Origin of the sequence: Psychrobacter sp. TB20-MNA-CIBAN-0197, assembly GCF_040309765.1 — a bacterium.
GTDB classification, from domain to species: domain Bacteria; phylum Pseudomonadota; class Gammaproteobacteria; order Pseudomonadales; family Moraxellaceae; genus Psychrobacter; species Psychrobacter submarinus.
In genome coordinates this window covers 1-267 of record NZ_JBEOPC010000714.1, presented here as the reverse complement: position 1 = coordinate 267, position 267 = coordinate 1, and the positions used below count along the sequence as shown (strand labels likewise).

Below are 267 nucleotides of genomic sequence, written 5' to 3'. Positions count from 1 at the left end.
ACTCTGATCTAAGTAATGCTTTGCCCACTCAGGGTAAGCTTGCTCTTGAGCGTTATTTTTAGCTTCCAGAATGTTATCAAGCCACAACTGCAAGCTAACACGTACTTGCCTAATAGCCGCAACTCGCGCTAATCGCTTTTGCCTTAACGTATTAAACTGTTTAATACCAACCAATACCAAAAGCGCCTGTTGAAATTGACTACTTAATAGCGCACGAATTTTAAATGTTTTCTCAATATCATTATTGACTACTTTAGAGCGGTTAAT

General features: G+C 38.6%; 1 protein-coding gene. It reads right to left on the bottom strand.

The window, feature by feature from the left end; genetic code table 11:
• A partial coding sequence (locus AAEY83_RS15675; RefSeq protein ID WP_351060416.1) for a hypothetical protein occupies positions 1-267 on the bottom strand: 267 nt, incomplete at both ends.